This is a genomic window from Microbacterium sp. NPDC057659, assembly GCF_042799915.1.
Taxonomy (GTDB): Bacteria; Actinomycetota; Actinomycetes; order Actinomycetales; family Microbacteriaceae; genus Microbacterium.
Genome location: NZ_JBHVHU010000004.1, coordinates 211939 through 219069, shown reverse-complemented (window position 1 = coordinate 219069; position 7131 = coordinate 211939). Strand labels below are relative to the sequence as shown.

General features: G+C 68.6%; 10 protein-coding genes. 1 reads left to right on the top strand and 9 read right to left on the bottom strand.

Translation table 11 applies throughout. The features are described 5' to 3' along the window. Positions 1-135: 135 nt before the first annotated feature. The 6 genes from ACFVAE_RS17520 to infC all read right to left on the bottom strand — a co-directional run bounded on the left by ACFVAE_RS17520 (position 136) and on the right by infC (position 4104). Complete coding sequence (locus tag ACFVAE_RS17520; RefSeq protein ID WP_378894991.1) at positions 136-1065, bottom strand: glutamate ABC transporter substrate-binding protein; 930 nt, start codon at positions 1063-1065, stop codon at positions 136-138. A gap of 52 nt (positions 1066-1117) precedes the next feature. Continuing rightward, positions 1118-1873, bottom strand: coding sequence for an amino acid ABC transporter ATP-binding protein (locus ACFVAE_RS17515; RefSeq protein ID WP_378894988.1), 756 nt, complete (start codon positions 1871-1873; stop codon positions 1118-1120). A gap of 72 nt (positions 1874-1945) precedes the next feature. Further along, a complete protein-coding gene (locus ACFVAE_RS17510) occupies positions 1946-2746 on the bottom strand; it encodes a TrmH family RNA methyltransferase (RefSeq protein WP_378894985.1) in 801 nt (266 codons plus the stop codon). 79 nt (positions 2747-2825) lie between these two features. Beyond that, on the bottom strand, positions 2826-3212 hold the full coding sequence (gene rplT / locus ACFVAE_RS17505) for a 50S ribosomal protein L20 (protein WP_378857518.1): 387 nt from the start codon (positions 3210-3212) through the stop codon (positions 2826-2828). A 30-nt stretch (positions 3213-3242) separates the two neighbouring features. After that, positions 3243-3437: a 50S ribosomal protein L35 gene (gene rpmI / locus ACFVAE_RS17500; protein WP_116243323.1), complete on the bottom strand. Its 195-nt coding sequence runs from the start codon at positions 3435-3437 to the stop codon at positions 3243-3245. A gap of 79 nt (positions 3438-3516) precedes the next feature. Continuing rightward, positions 3517-4104, bottom strand: coding sequence for a translation initiation factor IF-3 (gene infC, locus ACFVAE_RS17495; RefSeq protein ID WP_378894982.1), 588 nt, complete (start codon positions 4102-4104; stop codon positions 3517-3519). Between the two features lie 283 nt (positions 4105-4387). Here infC and ACFVAE_RS17490 point away from each other — a divergent pair, with 283 nt between their 5' ends. Beyond that, positions 4388-4786, top strand: coding sequence for a DUF1844 domain-containing protein (locus ACFVAE_RS17490; RefSeq protein ID WP_378895055.1), 399 nt, complete (start codon positions 4388-4390; stop codon positions 4784-4786). Positions 4787-4808: 22 nt separating this feature from the next. Here the strand turns inward: ACFVAE_RS17490 and ACFVAE_RS17485 are convergent, their stop codons facing one another. The 3 genes from ACFVAE_RS17485 to priA are packed head-to-tail and all read right to left on the bottom strand — an operon-like array spanning position 4809 to position 7119. Beyond that, on the bottom strand, positions 4809-5552 hold the full coding sequence (locus ACFVAE_RS17485; protein ID WP_378894979.1) for a DUF3626 domain-containing protein: 744 nt from the start codon (positions 5550-5552) through the stop codon (positions 4809-4811). Positions 5553-5594: 42 nt separating this feature from the next. Then, on the bottom strand, positions 5595-6389 hold the full coding sequence (locus tag ACFVAE_RS17480; RefSeq protein WP_378894976.1) for an SseB family protein: 795 nt from the start codon (positions 6387-6389) through the stop codon (positions 5595-5597). Then, positions 6373-7119: a bifunctional 1-(5-phosphoribosyl)-5-((5-phosphoribosylamino)methylideneamino)imidazole-4-carboxamide isomerase/phosphoribosylanthranilate isomerase PriA gene (gene priA / locus ACFVAE_RS17475; protein ID WP_378895053.1), complete on the bottom strand. Its 747-nt coding sequence runs from the start codon at positions 7117-7119 to the stop codon at positions 6373-6375. The genes ACFVAE_RS17480 and priA overlap by 17 nt, the downstream gene beginning before the upstream one ends. Between the last annotated feature and the right edge of the window lie 12 nt (positions 7120-7131).

Below are 7131 nucleotides of genomic sequence, written 5' to 3'. Positions count from 1 at the left end.
CCCCTGCTATTACGCGCCTGCCGGCGGCCCGCCGGCCGGGGGCCCAACCTTCTGTTTCCCCGCGCGCCCCCCCCCCCGCGCCCCGCGGGGGGGGGGGGGGGGGGGGGGGGGGGGCCCCCCCCCCCGACCGGATGATCAGTACGCGTCGACTTCGGGCTGCTCGACCTTGATGCCGGTCGAACCGAGGTTGTTGTCGAAGATCTGCTGCCAGACGTCGTTGCCGTCGGTGAAGAGGTCGTTGATGTGCTTGCGCAGCACGTCGTCACCCTTCGCGAGGCCCACGCCGTACTTCTCGACGGTGAACGGCTCGCCGACGACCTTCAGCTTGTCGGGGTCCTGAGCGGCGTAGCCGATCAGGATCGCCTGGTCGGTGGTGACCGCCTGCACGGTGCCGTTCAGCAGAGCCTCGACACAGGCCGAGTAGAGATCGAACTCCTTGGTGGGAACGCCCGGGAAGTTGTCGCGGATGTTCTGGATCGGCGTCGAGCCCGTCGCCGAGCACACCGTCGTGTCCTTGTTCAGATCCTTCTCGCTCTTGATCGTGTCGTTGTCGGCGGCGACGAGCAGGCCCTGGCCGGTGATGAAGTAGGGGCCGGCGAAGTCGACCTGCTCCTTGCGCTTGTCGGTGATCGAGTAGGTGCCGACGTAGTAGTCGATGTCGCCGTTCACAAGCGCCTGCTCGCGGTTCGCCGAGGCGATCGCCTTGTACTCGATCTTGCTGTCGTCGGAGGGGTCGAAGCCCAGCGAGGCGGCGATCCAGCGAGCGGTGTCGATGTCGAACCCGCTGCGCTCCTGCGTGGTGACGTCGAGGTAGCCCATACCGGGCTGGTCCTCCTTGACGCCGACGATCACCTTGCCGCGCTTCTGCATGGCCTCGAACGTGGGGCTCCCGTCGAGCTTCACATCCTTGGCGACCGTCCACGGGGTCTTGTCGCCGCCCGCGTCGCCCTCGCTGCCTCCTGTGCCGCCGGGGTTGGACGGCGATCCGCTGTTGCACGCCGTCAGGGCGAGCATCGCAGCTGCGACGATGCCGATCGCGGCGAGTGTCTTCTTCGTGCTTCGCATGTGCGTCTCCTTGAGTGCTGTGTGGGGAATCAGGTCGGTCAAGCAGTGACGGTCAGTGGGTGAGCAGCTTGGACAGGAAGTCTTTGGCGCGGGCGCTCTTCGGGCTGGTGAAGAACTCCTCGGGCGTGGCCTCTTCGACGATCTGTCCGTCGGCCATGAACACCACCCGGTCTGCGGCCTTGCGGGCGAAGCCCATCTCGTGGGTGACGACGATCATGGTCATGCCCTCGTGGGCGAGCTGCACCATGACGTCGAGCACCTCGTTGATCATCTCGGGGTCGAGAGCGCTGGTCGGCTCGTCGAACAGCATGGCCTTGGGCTGCATCGCCAGCGCACGCGCGATCGCGACGCGCTGCTGCTGTCCGCCGGACAGCTGAGCGGGGAGCTTGGATGCCTGCTGCGCGACGCCCACCCGCTCCAGCAGGATCATCGCCTCCTTCTCGGCGTCGGCCTTCTTCATGCCGCGCACCTTGATCGGCCCGAGGGTGACGTTCTCGAGGATCGTGAGGTGGGCGAACAGGTTGAACGACTGGAAGACCATACCCACGTCGGAGCGCAGCTTGGCCAGCGCCTTGCCCTCGGCGGGGAGGAGTTCGCCGTCGATGCGGATCTCACCGCTGGTGATGGTCTCGAGCCGGTTGATCGTGCGGCACAGTGTGGACTTGCCCGAGCCCGACGGCCCGATGACCACGACCACCTCACCCCGGGAGACGGTGAGATTGATGTCCTTCAGCGCATGGAATTCGCCGTAGTGCTTCTCGACGTGGTCGACCACGACCAGGGCGTCGGCGCCCTTGCTCTCTGCCATTCCTCAACACTATGAGTCGGCACCGACCCAGCGCGAGCGCGAGACCGCCCGTTATCGTTTCGTGACCGTGGGTCAGGCCCGCTGCGCGAACGCGCTCTCGTACAGGCACACGCTCGCGGCGGTCGCCAGGTTCAGCGATTCCGCACGCCCGAAGATCGGCAGCTTGAGAGTGCGATCCGCCAATGCCAGGGACTCCTCGTCGAGGCCACGGGCCTCGTTGCCGAACAGCCATCCGCTGGGCTGGGCCAGCACGCCCTCGGCGCGAGCGGCGAGCAGGTCGTCACCCTTCACATCGGCGGCGAGGATCTGCAGCCCCGCCGCATGGGCGCGCTGCACGACGTCGGCGAGGTCTCCCCCGACCGAGACCGGAAGGTGGAACAGTGAACCGGTGGTCGAGCGCACCACCTTCGGGTTGTACGGGTCGACCGTGCGGCCCGTCAGCACGACGGCATCCGCCCCCGCCGCATCCGCGGCACGGATGATGGTGCCGAGGTTCCCCGGATCGCGCACCTCTTCGCAGATCGCGATCAGGCGCGGGGATGCTGCGAAGATGTCCTTCACCGAGGTCGGCGTCTGCCGCGCGACGGCGACCAGGCCCTGAGGGGTGACGGTGTCGGCCATCGCGGCCAGCACGCTCTCGGTGACGAACTCGGCCTCGACACCGGAATCCGCCGCCATGTCACGCAGGTCGTTGTGCTTCTCCCAGCTGGTGGGGGTGACGAACAGGTCGACGATCGCCTCCGGGCGATACGTCAGCGCCTCGCGCACGGCCTGCGGGCCCTCGAGCAGGAACAGACCCGTCTCGGTGCGCGCACTGCGCTTGGTGAGCTTGGCGACGGCACGGACGCGGGGCGAGCGAGGATTCTCCAGCACACGCCCAGTCTAGGGAACCGCGCGGGAACGCAGAAGGGCGCCTCCCGTTCGGGAGACGCCCTTCATGGATGCCGGATGATCAGGCGGCGGCCTTCGGAGCGTTGACGTCCGAGGGAAGCGCCTTCTTCGCGGTCTCGACCAGCGACGTGAAGGTCGCGGCGTCGGTCACGGCGAGCTCGGCGAGCATGCGACGGTCGACCTGCACGCCCGCGAGGCCAAGGCCCTGGATGAAGCGGTTGTAGGTGATGCCGTTCTGACGGGCAGCGGCGTTGATGCGCTGGATCCACAGACGACGGAAGTCGCCCTTGCGCTTGCGGCGGTCGCGGTACGCGTAGACGAGCGAGTGGGTGACCTGCTCCTTCGCCTTGCGGTAGAGGCGCGAACGCTGGCCACGGTAACCCGAGGCGCGCTCGAGGATGACGCGACGCTTCTTGTGCGCGTTGACTGCGCGCTTGACTCTTGCCATTTTCGTGTTCCTATCGTGCGTTCGGGCGCGTCAGCGGCCGAGGAGCTTGTTCGCGACCTTGGTGTCTGCCTTCGACAGCACCTGGTCCTGGTTCAGACGGCGGGTGCGACGGCTCGACTTGTGCTCGAGGTTGTGGCGCATACCGGCCTGCTGCTTCTTCAGCTTGCCGCTGCCGGTGATCTTGAAGCGCTTCTTAGCACCCGAGTGGGTCTTCTGCTTCGGCATCTTCTCTTCCTTCGTGTGGCACCCGTGCGGATGCTGGTGGGGTACCCGCCTGCATACGCGGCGGGAGTTCAGGGGCGGATCACTCCGCGGTGGCGTCCTCAGCGGCGTCGGCCGGAGCACCGGTGCGCGCGTCGCGAGCAGCCTGCTTCTTCGCGTCGCGAACAGCGTTCTGCTCGGCCTTCGCCTCGGACTTGTTCTTCAGGGGGGCCACGACCATGACCATGTTGCGACCGTCGATCGTCGGGTTCGACTCGACCGTGCCGAACTCGGCGACGTCCTCGGCGAACTTGCGGAGCAGACGCACGCCCTGCTCGGGGCGCGACTGCTCGCGACCGCGGAACAGGATCATCGCCTTGACCTTGTCGCCCGCCTTGAGGAAGCCCTCGGCGCGCTTGAGCTTGGTCGTGTAGTCGTGAGCCTCGATCTTCAGGCGGAACCGCACCTCCTTGAGGATGGTGTTCGCCTGGTTGCGGCGCGCTTCCTTCGCCTTCTGCGCAGCCTCGTACTTGAACTTGCCGTAGTCCATGATCTTGACCACGGGGGGCTTCGAGTTGGGAGCCACCTCGACGAGGTCGAGGTCTGCCTCCTGCGCGAGACGCAGCGCCACCTGGATGGCGACGACGCCGATCTGCTCGCCTCCGGGGCCGACGAGGCGGACCTCGGGCACTCGGATGCGGTCATTGGTGCGGGGATCGCTGATGCGGAACTCCTTAGACGTGGGGTTTCGGCCACCGGTCCGTCGTGCGACGTTCCGGGCGAAATCGGAGTCTCCCCACCCACCGATGCATCAGACGCACCGGCTTACACACCCTTTCCACCGGCGGAGCCGGCGGGGTGCAGAACCCGGTAGCCTTGAACGGCAAGCGCGGGTGGGAATGAATCCTCTTTCGTGCCGGAGCATGACGCTCCGGAGCCCGCAGAAGTCTACCAGAAGGCACCCCGAAGTGACGATTCCTGCCCAGGACCAGCCCCCGCACCACCACGACGACGAGCGTCACGAGCGCTGGGCGGAGCAGGAAGAGGCGGCGACGGCCGCCACCCGCGACATCGCGGACGTCCCCGCGGTGGAGGTCATCACCACCACCTCCGTGCATCTGATGAGCGCCGCCGCCGTCAAGCTCGGCCTCGCCGACGACCCGGAGAGCCAGCTCGACCTCGACGAGGCCCGCAAGCTCATCAATGCGCTCGCGGGTCTCATCACCGCCGGCGCCCCCGAGATCAGCGACGCGCACGCGCGTCCGCTGCGCGATGGACTCCGTTCGCTGCAGCTCGCCTTCCGCGAGGCCTCCCCCGTCCCCGACGCTGTGGGCAAGGGACCGGGCGAGAAGTGGACCGGGCCGGTCAGCTGAGTCGAGGGTCGGCTGCTGCGATTCAGGTGCGTCCGTAGCGGGCGAGCAGATGCCAGACGCGCTTGAGCGTCTGCGGGTCGTGCTCGCCCGCCCGAGCCGCCGCTCCGATGACTTCGGGGGTGAGCTCCGTCCCGAGCTCCCGAGCCAGCCGCAGCGGCTCGGCGCCGCGGTAGTCCTCGTCGAGGTCAGCGGTGCGCACCCGGAACCCCGGGTGGAACTCGACGGCGCAGCCCAGGCGCTCCGCCGCCGCCTGCACCGCCGTGCCGCGGAAGCACGGGTCGAGCACGATCGCCTCGACGTCGACCGAGAAGCGGATGCCGCCGTGCACATGCGCTTCGACGTACCTGTCGAGCAGATCGAGATCATCCGCCTGCATGCGAGCGACGAGCAGGTCCACGCCGCCCTCCTCGACCACGCCGTCGGGCTCGAAGACCGAGTCGGGGTAGCAGAACGTGGTCCGGACCGTCGCCTCAGGGCGTAGCCGGAAGTGAGCGGATCCGAACCGTGTGGCCGGGCCGTACGGGTCGTCGCGGACGAGCGCGCCGTAGGCCGGACGCTCCTCCGCCGGCCGCTGGTCGTAGCGCCCCGCGAACAGGCGGCTCTCCCACCGCCAGCGGTCCCCTCCCGGGCGAGCCGTCAGTCCGCCGTTGGAGGTCCCTGTCTCGAACTGGGATCGGTACCTCCCGGCGTCCGCCATGGCCTCGATGACGCTCACGCCCTGGAAAGGCCAATCAGGGTGGAAATGCAGAGCGATGATCGGAGACATCCCCCGACTCTAGGTGAGCGCCGCCCGGCACTCGGCCGTGTTTCAGACGGCGCGCCTCAGCTTCACGCTCAGTGAGTCGACGAGCACCGCGATGCGGTCATCGGCCGCCCAGCGCTGCGCGAGCCGTGCGAGGACGGCATCCAGCGTCTGCTGGTCGAGGCCGTCGGCGAGCTCGAGCGTGACGATCAGCTCGGGGCCCCGCATCCGAGCATCCGGGTCGCCGGGCGTGACGTGCAGATCGATGACCGCCAGCTCGTGCGCCACGCTGGCCTGCAGCGCGGCGAACACCTCCGGCGAGAGGAAGCTCGGCTCCCAGCGCTGATCCTGCGCGACCGCCCAGACCGCCGGGCGTCGGAACACGAACTCGGTCTCGGATGCCGGGTCGAGGACGATCAGGTCGGTCTCCTCGCTCGACGCCGAGAGCGCCGCGCGCATGGCCTCGACGGGGATAGGGCGTGCCGTGGCATCCCATCGCGACATCGTCTGTACGGAGGAGAACACCGGCTGCACGCGGCGCCCGTCGGGGGCGGCGACCGTGACGATCGAGAGCTCCTGCGTCTTGTCGACCTTCAGGCCCGTGGGTCCCACCCCCTGGTCGCCCTTCTCGGCGACCAGGGGTACCAGTACCCGCGCGGTGCGGAACGCGTCGACGACTTCTACCTGGGTGCCGGTGCCCGCACGGAACCGCAGCAGCGCATCCAGGAGTGCCGGATCGGCGGAGCCGTCGTCCGCGGTGTGCGGGTTCGACTCGAAGCTGCGACCGGCCCAGGGGACGCCGGCGGAATCCGCTGCGTTGCCGTCGCCGTGATCGCAGGCGTCGTCAGTCGCCGGCGACATCCAGCGCCTCGGCCAGGGTGAACGCGCCCGCGTACAGCGCCTTGCCGACGATCGCGCCCTCGACGCCGAGCGGCACGAGCTCGCGCAGTGCGGCGATGTCGTCGAGGCTGGCGATGCCACCCGAGGCCACGACCGGCTTGGGGGTGCGCTGGGTCATCTCACGCAGCAGTTCGAGGTTCGGACCGCGCAGCGTGCCGTCCTTGGTGACGTCGGTGACGACGTAGCGGCTGCAGCCGGCATCCTCGAGGCGGTCCAGCACCTCCCAGAGGTCGCCGCCCTCCTTCGTCCACCCGCGTGCCGCCAGAGTCGTTCCGCGCACGTCGAGTCCGACAGCCACGGCCTCGCCGTAGCGCGCGATCACATCGGCCGCCCACTCCGGGTTCTCGAGCGCAGCGGTCCCGAGGTTGATGCGCGACGCACCCGACTCGAGCGCGGCCTCGAGGCTCGCGTCGTCACGGATGCCGCCGGAGAGCTCGACGCTCACGCCGCGGAACTGCTTGATGACCTTGCGCAGGATGCCGGCGTTGCTGCCGCGCCCGAACGCCGCATCGAGGTCGACGAGATGGATCCACTGCGCACCCTGGTCGACCCACTCGCCCGCAGCGTCCACGGGGTCGCCGTAGCTGGTCTCAGTGCCGGCCTCGCCCTGGGTGAGGCGCACGGCCTTTCCACCGGCGACGTCGACCGCGGGAAGCAGGATGAGAGAGGGAGCCTGTGCGAAGTCGTTCATGTCGTCCTTGTT